Annotated in this window: 18 protein-coding genes and 1 tRNA gene; 5 read left to right on the forward strand and 14 right to left on the reverse strand. The window is 70.9% G+C overall.

Going from position 1 to position 15,562, the window contains the following annotated elements; translation table 11 throughout:
• Nucleotides 1-98: 98 nt before the first annotated feature.
• Nucleotides 99-854: an isoprenyl transferase gene (locus ACR9E9_RS15545; protein WP_435200064.1), complete on the reverse strand. Its 756-nt coding sequence runs from the start codon at nt 852-854 to the stop codon at nt 99-101.
• Nucleotides 855-982: 128 nt separating this feature from the next.
• Between ACR9E9_RS15545 and trhA the strand changes: the two genes are divergently transcribed.
• Nucleotides 983-1,696, forward strand: coding sequence for a PAQR family membrane homeostasis protein TrhA (gene trhA, locus ACR9E9_RS15550; protein WP_435200066.1), 714 nt, complete (start codon nt 983-985; stop codon nt 1,694-1,696).
• Here trhA and ACR9E9_RS15555 read toward each other — a convergent pair.
• Entirely contained in the window at nt 1,643-1,897 is a 255-nt protein-coding gene (locus tag ACR9E9_RS15555; protein ID WP_435200068.1) for a hypothetical protein, read from the reverse strand. The two genes, trhA and ACR9E9_RS15555, sit on opposite strands and share 54 nt — an antisense overlap.
• Nucleotides 1,894-2,826, reverse strand: a complete 933-nt coding sequence (mca, locus tag ACR9E9_RS15560) for a mycothiol conjugate amidase Mca (protein WP_435203677.1) — start codon at nt 2,824-2,826, stop codon at nt 1,894-1,896. The genes ACR9E9_RS15555 and mca overlap by 4 nt, the downstream gene beginning before the upstream one ends.
• 167 nt (nt 2,827-2,993) lie before the next feature.
• Here mca and ACR9E9_RS15565 point away from each other — a divergent pair, with 167 nt between their 5' ends.
• A complete protein-coding gene (locus ACR9E9_RS15565) occupies nt 2,994-3,416 on the forward strand; it encodes a DUF4307 domain-containing protein (RefSeq protein WP_435200070.1) in 423 nt (140 codons plus the stop codon).
• A gap of 186 nt (nt 3,417-3,602) precedes the next feature.
• Nucleotides 3,603-4,097, forward strand: a complete 495-nt coding sequence (gene greA, locus ACR9E9_RS15570; RefSeq protein WP_435200072.1) for a transcription elongation factor GreA — start codon at nt 3,603-3,605, stop codon at nt 4,095-4,097.
• A gap of 69 nt (nt 4,098-4,166) precedes the next feature.
• Here the strand turns inward: greA and ACR9E9_RS15575 are convergent, their stop codons facing one another.
• Nucleotides 4,167-4,958, reverse strand: a complete 792-nt coding sequence (locus ACR9E9_RS15575) for a WXG100 family type VII secretion target (RefSeq protein ID WP_435200074.1) — start codon at nt 4,956-4,958, stop codon at nt 4,167-4,169.
• Between the two features lie 88 nt (nt 4,959-5,046).
• On the opposite strand from ACR9E9_RS15575, the gene msrA reads away from it, so the two are divergent.
• Entirely contained in the window at nt 5,047-5,748 is a 702-nt protein-coding gene (msrA, locus tag ACR9E9_RS15580; RefSeq protein ID WP_435200076.1) for a peptide-methionine (S)-S-oxide reductase MsrA, read from the forward strand.
• Between the two features lie 7 nt (nt 5,749-5,755).
• Here msrA and ACR9E9_RS15585 read toward each other — a convergent pair whose 3' ends face one another.
• Both ACR9E9_RS15585 and ACR9E9_RS15590 read right to left on the reverse strand, forming a co-directional pair.
• A complete protein-coding gene (locus ACR9E9_RS15585; RefSeq protein WP_435200078.1) occupies nt 5,756-6,229 on the reverse strand; it encodes a DUF1992 domain-containing protein in 474 nt (157 codons plus the stop codon).
• A gap of 76 nt (nt 6,230-6,305) precedes the next feature.
• The gene (locus ACR9E9_RS15590; protein WP_435200080.1) at nt 6,306-8,318 is read right to left on the reverse strand and encodes an FAD-dependent oxidoreductase; all 2,013 of its coding nucleotides are present in this window, start codon (nt 8,316-8,318) and stop codon (nt 6,306-6,308) included.
• A 131-nt stretch (nt 8,319-8,449) separates the two neighbouring features.
• Here ACR9E9_RS15590 and ACR9E9_RS15595 point away from each other — a divergent pair, with 131 nt between their 5' ends.
• On the forward strand, nt 8,450-9,445 hold the full coding sequence (locus tag ACR9E9_RS15595; RefSeq protein WP_435200082.1) for an SGNH/GDSL hydrolase family protein: 996 nt from the start codon (nt 8,450-8,452) through the stop codon (nt 9,443-9,445).
• A gap of 15 nt (nt 9,446-9,460) precedes the next feature.
• On the opposite strand, the gene ACR9E9_RS15600 is transcribed toward ACR9E9_RS15595, so the two are convergent.
• The 8 genes from ACR9E9_RS15600 to ACR9E9_RS15635 form a co-directional block, all read right to left on the reverse strand.
• Nucleotides 9,461-9,733: a hypothetical protein gene (locus tag ACR9E9_RS15600; protein WP_435200084.1), complete on the reverse strand. Its 273-nt coding sequence runs from the start codon at nt 9,731-9,733 to the stop codon at nt 9,461-9,463.
• On the reverse strand, nt 9,730-10,680 hold the full coding sequence (locus ACR9E9_RS15605) for a Bax inhibitor-1/YccA family protein (RefSeq protein ID WP_435200086.1): 951 nt from the start codon (nt 10,678-10,680) through the stop codon (nt 9,730-9,732). The genes ACR9E9_RS15600 and ACR9E9_RS15605 overlap by 4 nt, the downstream gene beginning before the upstream one ends.
• Before the next feature lie 126 nt (nt 10,681-10,806).
• Complete coding sequence (locus tag ACR9E9_RS15610; RefSeq protein WP_435200088.1) at nt 10,807-11,991, reverse strand: cystathionine gamma-synthase; 1,185 nt, start codon at nt 11,989-11,991, stop codon at nt 10,807-10,809.
• A 2-nt stretch (nt 11,992-11,993) separates the two neighbouring features.
• Nucleotides 11,994-13,376: a cystathionine beta-synthase gene (locus ACR9E9_RS15615; RefSeq protein WP_435200090.1), complete on the reverse strand. Its 1,383-nt coding sequence runs from the start codon at nt 13,374-13,376 to the stop codon at nt 11,994-11,996.
• Nucleotides 13,377-13,490: 114 nt separating this feature from the next.
• Nucleotides 13,491-13,565 (reverse strand) — tRNA-Leu (locus ACR9E9_RS15620).
• Nucleotides 13,566-13,581: 16 nt separating this feature from the next.
• Nucleotides 13,582-14,568, reverse strand: a complete 987-nt coding sequence (locus tag ACR9E9_RS15625) for a Ppx/GppA phosphatase family protein (protein WP_435200092.1) — start codon at nt 14,566-14,568, stop codon at nt 13,582-13,584.
• On the reverse strand, nt 14,565-15,101 hold the full coding sequence (locus ACR9E9_RS15630; protein ID WP_435200094.1) for a DUF501 domain-containing protein: 537 nt from the start codon (nt 15,099-15,101) through the stop codon (nt 14,565-14,567). Before ACR9E9_RS15630 ends, ACR9E9_RS15625 begins: the two co-directional genes overlap by 4 nt.
• Nucleotides 15,098-15,481, reverse strand: a complete 384-nt coding sequence (locus ACR9E9_RS15635; protein WP_435200096.1) for an FtsB family cell division protein — start codon at nt 15,479-15,481, stop codon at nt 15,098-15,100. The genes ACR9E9_RS15630 and ACR9E9_RS15635 overlap by 4 nt, the downstream gene beginning before the upstream one ends.
• Nucleotides 15,482-15,562: the final 81 nt, after the last annotated feature.

A 15,562-nucleotide genomic window follows, 5' to 3' on the forward strand; every position in this document is an offset into this window, starting at 1 on the left:
GTGTCGACACCGGTGCCGCAGATTTCACGTCCCGGACACCTCACCCGCCACATCCGTCACTCGCACCCCCCTCCCCTTCGCCCGGCGACAGGCGGAGGTCAGCTGCCGAAGCGCCGGTGCCGGTCGGCGTAGGAGCGCAGGGCCCGCAGGAAGTCCACCCGACGGAACTCGGGCCAGTAGACCTCGCAGAAGTAGTACTCGCTGTGCGCGGACTGCCACAGGAGGAAACCGGAGAGGCGCTGCTCGCCCGAGGTGCGAATGACGAGGTCCGGGTCGGGCTGCCCCTTGGTGTAGAGGTGGTCGCCGATGTCCTCGGCCGTGAGGTCCTGGGCGACGTCCTCGATCGTCGCGCCCTGCGCCGCACGCGAACACAGCAGGGAGCGGACCGCGTCGGCGATCTCCTGCCGACCGCCGTACCCGACCGCGACGTTGACGACGAGCCCGTCGACACCGGCAGTCTCCTCCTCGGCACGCCGCAGCGCGGCGGCCGTCTGCGCCGGGAGCATGTCGAGCGCACCTGCGGAGTGCAGCTGCCACCGACCGGCCGAGGCCAGGTCGGCGACGAGGCCCTCGATGATCCGCAGCAAACGGTCGAGCTCCTCCGGCGGGCGGGTGAGGTTGTCCGTGGAGAGCAGCCACAGCGTCACGACCTCGACGCCGGCGTCCTCGCACCACTCGAGGAAGCTGGCGATGTTCGCCGCCCCGGCCCGGTGGCCGGCCTCGGCGTTGCCGCCGCGCTCCTTGGCGAAGCGTCGGTTCCCGTCGACGATCATCCCCACGTGCCGCGGCACGGCATCACGGTTGAGCTGGCGCACGAGGCGTCGCTCGTAGGCGCTGTAGAGCGGGTTGCGCACTCGCGATCCCTTTCGTGGCGAGGTGTCGGCCGGGCCCAACCTACCGTCGCGACCCGTGTCCGAGCCCACAGGTCGGCAACCCCTGCTCGACATGGCCAACCTACGCACCCGTAAGTTACCGTGGTTGGATGGAGTCCCCCCGGAGTGAGATGAAGGAGCTCGTGCATGACGTCGGCGGGCAGGTCGACGCCTTCGTCGAAGCCGTCAAGCCCCACCTGCGGGGGTGGCTGCACCTGGTCACCGCTCCCCTCGCCCTCATCGGCGGGCTGATCCTCACCTCCACGGCCCCCACCCAGGGCGGTCGGCTGGCGGCGATGGTCTTCACCATCACGGCCGGCCTCCTCTTCGGCACCTCCGCGGTCTACCACCGCGGCCGGTGGCGCGGGAAGACTGCCGGCGCCCTGCGGCGGTGGGACCACGCGAACATCTTCCTCATCATCGCCGGGAGCTACACCCCCTTCGCCCTGATGCTGCCGCGCGCCCAGGCGGTCACCCTGCTCGTCATCGTCTGGAGCGGGGCCACCGTCGGCGTGCTCTTCAGGGTGCTGTGGGTCGGTGCCCCGCGCTGGCTCTACGTCCCGGTGTACATGGCCCTGGGCTGGGTCGCGGTCTTCTACATCCAGCCGCTGCTGACCCACGGCGGATGGCTGATCCTCACCTTCGTGGCGCTGGGTGGCGCGCTCTACACCGCCGGCGCGGTCGTGTACGGGCTCAAGCGGCCCAACCCCTCACCGCGGTGGTTCGGCTTCCACGAGATCTTCCACGCGCTGACGGTGCTCGCCTTCATCTCACACTTCGTCGCCGCGACGCTGGCCCTCTTCGGGCCCATCGCCAACACCTGAGTCCCCGGCCTCGGTCGCCCGGGTCTCCTCGGGCGGTCGCGCTGCGCGCGCCGCCCGCTGCTCCTCCGCGCGCTGGGCGAGGTTCATCCGGCGCATCCGCGTGAACATGTTGCGCATGAGCAGCCACAGGGCCACCGCGAGGAAGAAGAAGGCGACGAAGGCGAGGAAACCCGGACCGACCTCGGAGCTCGGGGCGCTCACGCCCACTCCTTGACGGTCGGCGCGATGCGATCGTCGCGCACCAGCTCGAGGTCGGTGCGCTCGGCCAGGGCATCCGCCGCGGACAGCGACGGCGGGATCCCCGCGAAGAGGTCGTCCTCACGGTCATCGGTGCGCACGTGGCTGAGCACGAGCTCGTACTCCTCCGTCGGCCAGATCCGCGCCTGCATGTCATTGGGCACCGCGAAGAAGAAGCCATCGGGATCGATCTGGGTGGCGTGCGAGCGCAGCGCGTCGTCGCGCTGGTCGAAGAAGTCCGAGCAGGGCACCCACGTGGTCACCGGCCGCTGCGGGCGCCCCTTGGTCCGCTCGAGCCAGTCGACGAAGGGCGACTCCTTGCCCAGCTCGAGGATGGCCTCGTGCAGGGCCTCCATCCGCTCCCGGCTGAAACCACCGATGTAGTAGAGCTTGAGCGGCTGCCAGGGCTCACCGGCGTGCGGGTAGGCCTGCGGGTCCCCCGCCGCCTCGAAGGCCGCGACGCTGACCCGGTTGGTCATGACGTGGTCCGGGTGCGGGTACCCACCGTTCTCGTCGTACGTGGTGATGACGTGCGGTCGGAAGCGCCGGATCTCCCGCACCAGCGCCTCGGTGGCCACCTCGAGCGGCTCCAGGTAGAAACAGCCGGTGGGCAGGGGAGGCAGCGGGTCGCCCTCAGGCAGGCCGGAGTCGACGAAACCGAGCCAGGTGTGGTCCACGCCCAGGGCAGCCTGCGCCCGGGCCATCTCCCCTCGACGCACCTCGACGAGGTCGCGGGTGATGTGCGGGTCGTCCTTGAGCTTGGGGTTGAGGACGTCCCCGCGCTCTCCTCCGGTGCACGTCACGACGAGCACCTCGGCTCCGTCGTGGACGTAGCGAGCAGTTGTCGCCGCGCCCTTGCTCGACTCGTCGTCGGGGTGGGCGTGGACGGCCATGAGCCTGAGTGCTTCCACTGGTGGGGTCCTCCCGGACAGGTGCGGTCCCGCGCGGGCCCGGTGTGCCGACGCGGTGTGGTGTCACGGACAATGGAGCCATCCTCTCACCGCGCACCGAGCCTCTCGACGCGAGCCGGTGCCAGCCCCCTTCGTCCGCAGGAGCAGCGATGACGACTCACGCGCAGGACCACGACCCGTGGGACCCCGAGCGCGAGGAGGCCGAGGTGGAGGCGCGGCCCGGCCGTGCCAACCGGCTCTGGTGGGCGCTCGGCGGCCTCTTCGTCACCGTCGGGCTCGCTCTCACGGTGTGGTTCGGTGTCTCCGGCACCGAGGACGCGATCACGACGACCGACATCGGCTTCGAGCACCCCAACGACCGGGAGATCGTCATGGTCTTCGACGTGACCCGGCCGACGGGGACGGCCATTTCGTGCACCGTGACGGCCATGGATGGCCAGTACGCGCGGGTGGGCACCGCAGAGCACGAGGTTCCGGCCGACGACGAGCGCACCACCCGCGTGCGCGCGACGGTGCGCACGACGACCACGGCGGTCACCGCGACCGTCAAGGACTGCTCCGCGATCGACTGACTCGGCGGACGGTGACCTGCATCCCGCGGGAAAGAGCGTTAGACTGGGGACTTCACGCAACCGTGGGTCTGGACCGATCGGTCCAGACCTTTGTGCATCATCAGCCGATGCGCGATGAGCACCACGGTGATCATCCGTGGGGACGCACGCCACAGTCCCTGCGGCCCCGAACGCAAGGAGTACCCCGTGACCCAGTCCGCGCCCACCGCGACCTACCTGACACAGGAGGCGTTCGACCGACTGCAGGCCGAGCTGCGCGAGCTCTCGGGCCCGGGTCGAGTCGAGATCGCCAAGCGTATCGAGGCCGCCCGCGAAGAGGGTGACCTCAAGGAGAACGGCGGCTACCACGCCGCCAAGGAGGAGCAGGGCAAGATGGAGGCCCGCATCCGCCAGCTCAACCAGATCCTCCAGACCGCCACGGTCGGCGAGGCCCCGCCGGACGACGGCATCGTCGAGCCCGGCATGGTCGTCTCCGTCGAGATGTTCGGCGACAAGGAGACCTTCCTCCTCGGCTCGCGCGAGATCGCGGACGGCGACGACAGCATCGACGTCTTCTCGGAGCAGTCGCCCATGGGAGCGGCCATCCACGGCAAGAAGGTCGGCGACACCGCCACCTACGAGGCCCCCACCGGCAAGATCATCGAGGTCAAGGTCCTCTCGGCGAAGCCCTACTCCGCCTGATCGACCGACGACGAAGGGCCGGGCACCGCTTCCAGCGGCACCCGGCCCTTCGTCATGGCGTGCGGGGGGTCAACCGCGGGTCCACGGCCTGGGGCCGGGCCCATCGAGCCCCAGCCAGCCGCCCACCGAGGAGGAGTCCGCCCAGTCGGTCCGCGCGGCCAGGCCCCGCGGGTCGAAGGCGACACTGCGCTGTCCGGCGGAGTCCGCGGCCGTGGTGACGTGGGAGCCGTCCCCGGTGGGGATCTGTGCCGGCGCCCCGGAGCGGGCGCTCTCTGCGGGTGTCGAGGTCGCGGCGTCCGCGGCGCCCAGCCGCTCGAAGGCGGTCGGCCCCTGACCGGGCTCGTCGGCACCGATCACCTCCAGGCCCGGCAGGTCCGGAAGGGTGGGCATGAGGCGGTCGGTGATGAGCATCCCGTGCGGCGAGGCGAGGAGCACCGGCCCCTGCGAGGAGTCGACGGTCAGGCCCGTCACGCCGTGACGCAGCTGCTCGACCCGGCCCCACGCCTCCTGCTGCGCGTCCTCACCGGGCGCGGCGACGGCCGCGTGCGCGGTCGGCGCCGCGCTGGCGACGGGCGGAACGGACCCGAGGTGCGATGACTGGCGCTGCTGCTCCGACTCGGCCGCCAGGGTGCGGCTGTAGGTCCGCAGCGCGGACTCGGCCTCGTCGATGCTCCGGTGGGCGGCGTGCCACTCCTTGGCGAACTTCTCGAAGTCCGGCCCGTCCCACAGGGCGCGCAGCCTCTCCAGCTGGGCAGCACCACGACCTCCGACGTCGCAGATCCGCGCCACCTGCCGTCGCAGAGCGACGGCGATGTCATCGAGCTCCTCGACGTCCGCGCCGTGGGTGACCTTCCCGCTCATCTCCCGCCTTCCTCCCGGTGGGGCCCACCCTAGAGAGCGCAACCGATCGGCCCAATGGGGAGTACTCCCCACCTGAGACAATGGGAGCATGTTCGGTCACCGCCAGATCCCGCCCATGCCCACCGCCGACACCGCGTTGTCCGGTCGGGGTGAGCGACCCTTCCGCCTCCCGGAGCGCCACGCGGTCCTCGACACCCCGCTCGAAGGCCCGTGGCCGGAGGGCACCGAGGTGCTCTACGTCGCCATGGGGTGCTTCTGGGGCGCCGAGCGGATCTTCTGGCAGCTCGAGGGGGTCGTCGCGACCGCCGCCGGGTACATGGGCGGTTTCACGCCGCACCCGACGTACGAGGAGACGTGCACCGGTCTCACCGGTCACACCGAGAGCGTGCTCGTCGCCTACGACCCGACGCGCACCCGTCCCGAGCTGCTGCTCAAGGCCTTCTGGGAGAACCACGACCCGACGACCGCGAACCGGCAGGGCAATGATGTCGGCACCCAGTACCGCTCGGCGATCTACTGGACCACCGAGGACCAGCGGGCCGCCGTCGAGGCGACCGCCGCGGCCTTCGGTGAGGAGCTGGCGCAGCATGACCTGCCGCAGATCACGACCGAGATGCGCCCCGCGAGCGAGGTCGGCCAGTTCTGGTACGCCGAGGACTACCACCAGCAGTACCTCCACACGAACCCCGGCGGCTACTGCAACCACGGCCCGAACGGCCTGACCTGCCAGGTCGGGATCCTGCGCCAGGACGAGGTCCCCGCCCAGCAGGACATCGCGCCACCGCAGTAGCTCCTGGTCAGCGTCCGAGCCACCGGCGCCACCACGGACGGGGCGAAGGGGGGTCAGGCGCCTCGTCGAGAGGTCGCGGGGTACGCGCCACGCGCAGGGCCCGCCACCCCTCGACGATCTCCTCGACGTCGAGGATCGGCGCGACCGGTCGGGAGACGGGGCCCAGGCTGGGGCGACGGCGCTCGTCGATGACGCGCGCGTTGTAGTCCCTCAGGAGCTCGCGGACGTTGGCCTCGGAGGCCTCGTCGGCGAGCGACTCGGGGTAGCCGGCCGCCTCGCGTCGCAGCTGCAGGACGGGCGGCATCGCGTCGGAGGCATCCAGGCCCTCGCGGGCGATCATCCCCTTGACCCACCAGTCCGGGTCCGGGTTGTCCACGCCGCGCAGCGGCTTGCCTGCGCCCGGCAGGTTGTCGAACTCGCCGCGCTCGGTCGCCTCCCGGATCTGCTTGTCGATCCAGCTCTCGTGGGACGGCACGCTCATGACACCCCAGTGTGGCGGCTCCACCGCGCCGGCGCACCCGTGGAGCGGGGTCATGGTGCCCGGGCCGGGCCCACCCTCACAGGGCCGTGGCCAGCTCGGTGCCCTGGCGGATCGCGCGCTTGGCATCGAGCTCGGCCGCCACGTCCGCGCCGCCGATGACGTGCACATCGACCCCCTTCGCCTGCAACGGCTCGACGAGGTCGCGCACCGACTCCTGCCCGGTGCAGACCACGACGTTGTCCACGGCGAGGGTCCGCAGCGTGCCGTCGACGGTGATGTGCAGGCCCTCGTCGTCGATGCGTTCGTAGGACGCGCCGGTGATCTGGTGCACGCCCTTCGCCCTGATGGCCGCCCGGTGCACCCAGCCGGTGGTCTTGCCCAGCCCCTTGCCGATCTTCGTCTCCTTGCGCTGGACGAGGTAGACGGTGCGCGGCGACAGCTGCGGGTGGGCCTCCTTGAGACCGCCGCGCTCCGCCGAGGTCGGGTCGACGCCCCACTCGTCCATCCACTCCTTGATGTCGAGGGTGGGTGAGTCGACGGTCGTGAGCAGCTCGGTGACGTCCACACCGATCCCGCCGGCGCCGATGACGGCGACCCGCTCCCCGATGTCGCGGGTGCCGAGCACGGCCTCCGGGTACGTGGCGACCATGGGGTGATCGATCCCCTCGATCGCTGGGACGCGGGGGGTCACGCCGGTGGCCAGGACGACCTCGTTGAAGGTCTCGAGGTCGTGCACCCCGGCGCGACGGCCCAGGTGCACGGTGACACCGCGACGCTCGAGCTCACCACGGAAGTAGCGGATGGTCTCGGCGAACTCCTCCTTGCCGGGGATGCGCATCGCGAGGGCGAACTGGCCACCGATGTCCTCCCCCGCCTCGAAGAGCTCGACCTCGTGGCCACGCTCGGCCGCGGACACCGCCGCGGACAGCCCGGCCGGGCCGGCGCCGACGACGGCCACCCGCTTGCGGCGTGCCGTCGGGGAGAGGACCAGCTCGGTCTCGTGACCGGCCCGCGGGTTGACCAGGCACGAGGCGACCGTGCGCTGGAAGGTGTGGTCGAGACAGGCCTGGTTGCAGGCGATGCAGGTGTTGATCTGCTCGCTGTTCCCCGCCTGTGCCTTCGTCCCCCACTCCGGGTCGGCCAGCCACGGGCGGGCCATCTGGACGAGGTCGGCCTGGCCCTCGGCGAGCGCCTGCTCCGCTTGGTCGGGCATGTTGATCCGGTTGCTCGTGACGACGGGCACGTTGACGTGCGGGCGCAGCCGCTCGGCGACCTCGGTGAAGGCCTTCCTCGGGACGGACGTGACGATCGTGGGGACGCGCGCCTCGTGCCACCCGATGCCGGTCGAGATGATCGTCGCCCCGGCGGCCTCGATCTCCGTGGCCAGGGCCAGGATCTCCTCCCAGGTCTGACCACCCTCGACGAGGTCGAGGATCGACAGGCGGTAGACGAGGATGAAGTCCTCGCCGACGGCCGCGCGGACCGAACGCACGATCTCCGTGGCGATGCGCCGCCGGTTGGCCGGGGTGCCACCCCAGCCGTCGGCGCGCGTGTTGGTGCGCGGCGCGAGGAACTGGTTGATGAAGTACCCCTCGGAGCCCATGACCTCGACACCGTCGTAGCCGGCGGAGCGCGCCAGCTCCGCTGCCCGGGCGAAGGACCTGATCTGGCGGCGAACGCCCTTCTCGCTCAGGGCCCGCGCGGTGAAGGGGTTGATCGGCGCCTTGGTCTTCGACGCCGAGACGGAGAACGGGTGGTACGCGTAGCGACCGGCGTGGAGGATCTGCAGCGCGATCTTGCCGCCTTCGGCGTGGACGGCGTCGGTGATCTGCCGGTGGTGACGCGCCTCCCGCTCGGTGGTCAGCTTCGAGGCGAAGGGGTACAGGCTGCCCTGGCGGTTCGGCGCGAAGCCTCCGGTGACGATGAGCCCGGCACCGCCCTTCGCCCGCTCCGCGTAGAACGCGGCCAGCCGCTCGAAGTCGCGGGCCTTGTCCTCGAGCCCCGTGTGCATCGATCCCATGATCGTGCGGTTGCGCAGGGTCGTGAAGCCCAGGTCCAGCGGGCTGAAGAGCGTGGGGTAGTCGGTCATGTCGTCCTCTGGTCGGCCAACGGTTTGCGCGACGAGTGTGCCGGCGGCACAGGGTCGTTGCCTGCTCGTTGGCATTGTCCCTCAGGGATGACAAGGTTGGGTCACGCAGTCCCCTGACGTCGAGGAGAGCCATGGCTGAGCTGGGCAAGGTGGCCGGACGTGCCCTCGCTGGCGCTGCAGGAACGGCACTGGCCGGAGTCACCGCCGCGGGCCTGGGGTACGGACTCATCCAGGCCGAGGCCAAGATCACCCGCCGGATCGTCGGCAACCCCTTCGACGGGGCCCCCGACGACGACGGGGTCTACGGCGCGGCCCCCGGGGACCCCGTGCGACTCCTCGTCCTCGGCGACTCCACCGCCGCCGGGATGGGCGCGGACAACCGGTACCAGACGATCGGCGCGATCCTCGCCAGCGGGCTCGCCGCGATCATGGGACGCCCGGTCGAGCTGACCAACGAGGCCGTCGTCGGCGCCGAGTCCTCGGACCTGAACATCCAGCTCTCGCGTGCCCTCGCCCGCATCGATCACGCCGACGTCGCCGTCATCCTCGTCGGAGCCAACGACGTCACCCACCGCATCGACCGGTCGGTCTCGGTCAAGCACCTCCAGCGCACCGTGCGGTACCTGCGCACCCTCGACATCCCGGTCGTGGTCGGCACCTGTCCGGACCTCGGCACGGTCGAGCCTGTCCCCTTCCCCCTGAACAGGCTGTTGCGCCAGTGGAGCCGGGAGCTCGCCGCCGCGCAGACCGTCACCGCCGTCGAGGCCGGTGCCCGCACCGTCTCCATCGGTGACCTGCTCGGTCCCGAGTTCGCGGCGAGCCCGTCGGTGATGTTCAGCCAAGACCGCTTCCACCCCTCCGCCGCGGGCTACGCGCGGGTCGCGTCCGCCCTGCTGCCGACGGTGGCGGCCGAGGTCAACGCCTGGCCGGAGGACGCGAAGAGCGACACCGAGCCGGAGCCGAGCCGCGGCGAGGGCATCGGGGCGCTCGACGATGCCGCCGAGCGTGCGGTCTTCTCCCCCGGCACCGAGGTCGCTCCGGCCGAGCTCAAGGGACACCGGGCCGGCCCACGCGGGCCGTGGGCGATGCTTCGACGCCGAGGTGAGCACCAGGTCACCGACGTCTGACCCGGCACCCCGGTCTCAGGACGTGCGGTCCTCGCTCCAACGCAGGCGGAGGGCGGCGAGCCGCTCCGCGAGGTGCGGGGGGCTCCCTTCGCCGGCGCAGGCATCGAAGACGACGACGCGCAACTGGTCCATGACGACCGCCGGGCCGAGATCGGGCACGGCCTCCCCCGCGAGGTCGGCCAGCAGCGCATGCACCTGCGGGTGCGCGTCGGCCGCGCGGTCCAGGGGCAGCTGCTGCCACCGCCGGACCGCGCGGCCGAGCTCGCTCTCGACGTCGGGTGGGATCAATCCGAGCGGAGACGCGCCAGCAGGCGCAGCAGCTCGAGGTACAGCCAGACGAGAGTGACGAGCAGGCCGATGGCCAGGTGCCAGGAGTAGCTCGCCGGTGCGCCGGTCTTGATCGCGAGGTTGATGTCGTCGAAGTCGATCGCCAGGGTCAGCGCCGCCAGACCGGTGCCGAAGACGGAGATGCCGATGCCCATCAAGCCGGTCCCGCCGAAGCCGAAGGGCGAGCCGTCGAAGAACAGCATGTAGCCGAGGTTGATCATCGAGAAGATGAAGTACCCCATGATCGCCATGCCCATGATCGCCCGGAACTTCTGGTTCACCTTGATCACGCCGGTGCTGTAGAGCACGAGCATCGAGCCGAAGACGCAGATCGTGGCAAGGATCGCCTGGGTGACGATGGACTCGAAGACACTGCCGCCGGCGGGGTCGAAGTTCTGGTGGTAGAAGGAGCTGATCGGGCCGACGAGAAGGCCCTCGACCCCGGCGTAGACGACCGCGAGGGCCGCGCCGATCGGCTTGCGCCGGAACATCACGAACAGGCTCATGCCGATGGTGCCGACGAGGCCGACCATCATCATCATGCCGCCGATCGCGGGGGCCATCGCCGCCAGCGTCCAGCCAACGGCCGCGACGACGAGCATCACGGCGAAGAGCGCACCGGTGCGCATGAGGACGTCATCGAGGGTGACCGCGCGGCCTCCGCCGCCATCGCCGCCGAGGCCGCCGACCGGACCGGGTTGACCGAACCCGGGCTGCGGCTGACCGTACCCCTGCTGGCCGTACTGCTGGGGTTGGCCGTGGCCCTGCTGGGGCGCACGGCCCTGGGGCTGTCCGTACCCCGCCTGGGGCGCGTAGCCCTGCTGGTGGTTCGACATGCCGGAGTCGCGGAACCCGGCATAGCCGCGCTGCGCATCCTTCTCGACCCGGTTGAGGATCGGGTTGCTCATGTGGATGGTCCTCCCTGGGACTGGGGCGACCTGCGGCCGCGCTCTGTGTCGAGCACAGCCTACGGGGCGAAGCGGGGAAGGACGCAGTGGCCATCCACAGAACGTCCGGCCGGCGTACGGGGCCGCTCAGTCGGTGAGTCCGTCGATCGCCTGCTCGAGGTCGGCGATGAGGTCCGCCGCGTCCTCGATGCCGACCGACAGGCGCACGAGGTCGTCCGGCACCTCGAGCATCGACCCGGCCGTCGAGGCGTGGGTCATGGCACCGGGGTGCTCGATCAGCGACTCGATGCCTCCGAGCGACTCGGCGAGAGTGAAGACCTCCGCGCGGGCGCACAGCTGCTCGGCCGCAGCGCGTCCACCGGCCATGCGCACCGAGAGCATCCCACCGAAGCGGCTCATCTGTTTCGCGGCCGCCGCATGCCCGGGGTGCTCGGGCAGCCCCGGGTAGAGCACCGAAGAGACCTCGGGTCGAGAGGACAGCAGGTCGACCACGGCTTCGGCGTTGTCGCAGTGCCGCTCCATCCGTACCCCCAGCGTCTTGATCCCGCGCAAGGTCAGGAAGGCGTCGAAGGGGCCGGGCACCCCGCCGGAACCGTTTTGCAGGAAGGCGATCCCGGCGTCGGTCTCCTCGTCGTCGGTGACGAGCAGTCCGCCGACGACATCACTGTGACCACCGAGGTACTTCGTGCTCGAGTGCAGGACGACGTCGGCACCGAGCGCCAGCGGCTGCTGCAGGTAGGGGCTGGCGAAGGTGTTGTCGACGACCAGCTGCGCCTTGGCCGCGTGGGCCACCTCGACGATGGCTGAGATGTCACCGATGTTCAGCAACGGGTTGGTCGGCGTCTCGATCCACACGAGCTTGGTGTTGGGGCGGATCGCGGCGCGGATCGCGTCGACGTCGGTCACCGGGGCCGGGGTGTACTCGATCCCCCAGTGGGTGAAGACCTTGTCGATGAGGCGGAAGGTGCCGCCGTAGGCGTCGTCGGGGATGACGAGGTGGTCCCCGGGACGAAGGGCGGTGCGCAGCATCGCGTCCGTCGCCGCCATCCCGGAGGCGAAGGCACGACCGTGGGTCCCCCCTTCGATCGACGCGGCGTTGGCCTCGAGGGCCTGCCGCGTCGGGTTGCCCGTGCGGGCGTACTCGAAGCCGCCGCGCAGCCCACCGACGCCGTCCTGGGCGAAGGTGGAGCTGGCGTAGATCGGGACGTTGACCGCACCGGTCAACGGGTCCGGCTCGTAGCCGGCGTGGATCGCGCGTGTGGAGAAGCCCTGGCTCGCGCGGGCGTCCGCCGCGCTCTTGTGCTCGCCCATGATCAGCCCTTCGGTCGGTGGGACAGATGGCCCAGCAGGTCGTGCCGGGTGATGACGCCCGCCGGCTTGCCGCCCTCGACGACCAGCAGGGCGTCGGCGTGCTCGAGTGCATCGGTCGCGGCCGAGACGGTCTCGTTGGCACCGATCTGGGGCAGCTTCGCGCCCATGTGCGAGCTCACCGGGTCGGCGAGGGAGGCGTGCCCCTCGAAGACGGCGGTGAGCAGGTCGCGCTCGTGGACCGCACCGGCGACCTCGCCGATGACGACCGGGGGCTCGGCCCCGACGACCGGCATCTGGGAGACGCCGTACTCGCGCAGGATGTCGATCGCCTCACGGATCGTCTCCTTGGGGTGCGTGTGCACCAGCGCCGGCAGCTCGCCCCCCTTGCCGCGGAGCACGTCCCCGACACTGGCCTCGCTCCCTTCGCGGCTCGGCAGGAAACCGTAGGAGGCCATCCACGCGTCGTCGAAGATCTTGGCCAGGTAACCACGCCCGCCGTCGGGCAGGAGCACGACGATGACGGCGTCCGGGCCGGCCCGCTCGGCGACCTTGAGGGCCGCGACCACGGCCATGCCGCACGACCCGCCCACGAGCAGACCCTCCTCGAGGGCCAGGCGGCGGGTCATGGCGAAGGACTCGTCGTCGCTCACGGCGATGACCTCGTCGGGGACCGACGGGTCGTAGGCACCGGGCCACATGTCCTCACCGACACCCTCGACGAGGTACGGCCGTCCGCTCCCACCGGAGTAGACCGAGCCCTCGGGGTCGGCACCGATGATCTGCACGCGCCCCTCGGAGATCTCCTTGAGGTAGCGACCGGTGCCGGTGATGGTGCCACCGGTGCCGATGCCGGCGACGACGTGGGTGACCTCGCCGTTCGTCGCCTCCCAGATCTCCGGGCCGGTCGTCTCGTAGTGGCTCGCGGGGCCGTTCTGGTTGAAGTACTGGTCCGGCTTCCAGCCGCCGGGTGTCTCGGCGGCGAGCCGGTCGGAGACCGAGTAGTAGCTGTCCGGGTGCTCCGGGGGCACCGACGTCGGGGTGACGACGACCTCGGCGCCGTAGGCGCGCAGGACGTCGATCTTGTCCTTGCCGACCTTGTCCGGGCAGACGAAGATGCAGCGATAGCCCTTGCGCTGGGCGAAGAGGGCGAGGCCGACGCCGGTGTTTCCGGAGGTCGGCTCGACGATCGTGCCGCCGGGCTGGAGCTCACCGGAGGCCTCGGCCGCCTCGATCATCTTCTTCGCGATGCGGTCCTTGATGCTCCCGCCGGGGTTGAGGTACTCGACCTTGGCCGCCACGAGGCCCGATCCGGGCGGGACGACGGAGGAGAGCCTGACGAGCGGGGTGTGGCCGATCAGGTCGGAGATGTGCTCAGCAATCTGCATCTCAGCATCGTGGCACGGATCGCGCCGAGACGTCCCTCCGGGTCGATGTATCGGCGAGCGTGGGGACGCACCCCGGCACATCGACCGAGAGCAGATGCGCCTCGACGAGCGAGGTGCCCCCGGCGGGACTCGAACCCGCACCGAAGGCGCTTTTAAGGCGCCTGCCTCTGCCAGTTGGGCCACGGGGGCGAGGCGATGCCACCGCCTAGCGGGCCGTCTCCTCGTCGTCCACCGGACGGGGGTTGACGACCGACTGGGCGATCCCGTCGAGGATGTCGCGCTCTGAGGCGGTGACGACGAGGTCGGGGCCGTTGGCCCCGCGTGCCCGCTCGAGGATCTCGTACCAGATGAGGGCTCCGGCACCGATGACGTCGACGCGGCCCGGGTGCATGAAGGGCTGCTCGGCACGCTCGGCCCGGGTGCTGAGGATCAGCCGCTCGCAGGCCTCCTGCATCTCGTCGACGGAGACGTGGGCCAGGTGGATGGCGCTGCGGTCGTAGGAGGTGAGGTGCAGGGCCTGCGCCGTGACGGTGGTGACCGACCCGGCGAGCCCGATGACGGTCTTGACCCCGCCGATGCCGACCTCCGCCTCGGCCGTGTCGAGCGCCTCGGCGATGTCGAAGCGCGCGGCGGTGATGATCTCCTCGGTCGGCGGGTCCGTCCGATGGTGCCGCTCGGTGAGGCGCACGCAACCGATGTCCAGGGAGGTGCCGGCCACCACCTCGTGGGTGCCGCGCACGATCTCCGTCGACCCCCCACCGATGTCGGCGACGAGGTAGGGCCCCTCGAAGCCCGCTTCGGCCAGCCCACGGGTCGCCCCCGCGAAGCTCAGCGCCGCCTCCTCGGCACCGCTGATGACCTCCGGGGTGACGCCGAGCTCTCCGAAGGCTGCCTGGACGCCGGCGACGAACTCGTCGGCATTGCTCGCGTCCCGGGAGGCGGACGTCGCGACGAATCGGATGTTGCCGGCTGGCACCCCGTGGTGGCGGCACTGCTCGGCGTACTCGCGGCACATGTCGAGGGTCCGGGCGAGGGCCTGGGGGTCGAGACGGCCCGCGGTGTCGACCCCTTGGCCGAGCCGAACCACCTCCATCCGGCGCTCGACGTCGGTGAGGACGTCGGTCTCTGCGTCGTGGTCCGCGATGAGGAGACGGATCGAGTTCGTCCCACAGTCGATTGCTGCGACTCTCATTGGTCGCTCCCTTCGTCCGTGCTCGTGCACGGGCTGGTGTGCCACCACTCGGGCAGCAGGTCGAGTGCCTCGTCGCCGAGGGGGTTGACCCCGGGACCAGCAGCCAAGGAGTGTGCCACGAGAACATGGAGGCACTTCACACGCGTCGGCATGCCGCCGGCGGAGATCCCCTCGATCTCGGGGACGTCGCCGAGCTCGCCACGGCGCCGCAGGTAGTCCTCGTGCGCGGCTCGGTGGCGCGCGCGGAGATCCTCGTCCTGCGTCAGGCGCTGCGACATCCGGGCCATGAGCCCACTCGACTCGAGTGTCGAGATGGCCCCCGTCAGCCGCGGACAGGTCGCATAGAAGGATGTGGGGAAGGGGGTCCCTCCCGGGAGTCGCGGCGCGGTCCGCACGACGGTGGGCCCGCCGCAGGGACAGCGGTGGGCGATGTCGACCGCGCTGCGCGCCGGGCGCCCGAGCTGCCCGTGGATGGTCGCCAGGTCGTCGGGGTCGACACGATCGAGGTCGTTGCCCCGCTCGTCGAGGGTCACTGGTCGCCCGCGGGGTCGTCGGCGGTCTGGACCGACGAGGCCATCTGCTCGTACCAGGGCTGGTTGTTCTTCGCCTCGACCGTGCCGGTCTGCGGGTCGATGTCCGGCGCCATCGCGTCCGGGTCGATCACCGTGTAGGTCTTCTCCCCCGGCTTGACGAACTTCAGCCGCTTGCGGGCCTGGGCCTCGACGTACTCATCCGTCTCCCACAGCTCTCGCTCGCGCTCGAGCTGCGAGACATCGGCCTCCTGGGCGGTGACCTGCTCGTGCAGCTCACCGAGGCGCTGTCGCTGGTCGTACCAGGACTTGCCGGTCGGCACGAGCATCAGCGCCAACAGGGCCATGACGGAGCCCAGGGCCACCCAGCGTCGCGTCGTCATCAGGGCACGGCGCTTCTCACCGCCCGTCGACGGCCGGGTCCGGCCACGCGGGGTGCGCGCGGCCGAACCGGGCCGTGTCGG

Origin of the sequence: Janibacter sp. GS2 (assembly GCF_051200835.1) — a bacterium.
In the GTDB taxonomy this organism is placed as follows: domain Bacteria; phylum Actinomycetota; class Actinomycetes; order Actinomycetales; family Dermatophilaceae; genus Janibacter.